1 tRNA gene is annotated in these 209 nt (G+C 47.8%); it reads left to right on the top strand.

Going from position 1 to position 209, the window contains the following annotated elements:
• The first annotated feature begins 132 nt into the window (after positions 1-132).
• Positions 133-208 (top strand) — tRNA-Ala (locus H4J70_RS20390).
• Position 209: the final 1 nt, after the last annotated feature.

The raw sequence follows: 209 nt of genomic DNA, 5'->3' as shown, positions 1-209 counted from the left end.
GTAACAAGGTAACCCTAGGGGAACCTGGGGTTGGATCACCTCCTTATCTTGAAGTAAAAACAGTTTAATGGAAGCTTCGGTTTCACGAGTGTCTACACAAATTACATGATAACAAATTAGAAGAATCCCGATGGGGCTATAGCTCAGCTGGGAGAGCGCCTGCCTTGCACGCAGGAGGTCTGCAGTTCGATCCTGCATAGCTCCACCAT

Source organism: Colwellia sp. BRX8-9, assembly GCF_014077245.1.
GTDB lineage: Bacteria > Pseudomonadota > Gammaproteobacteria > Enterobacterales > Alteromonadaceae > Colwellia_A.
Note: the sequence above shows the minus strand (reverse complement) of the source record. Positions and strands in the feature narration are given on the sequence as shown.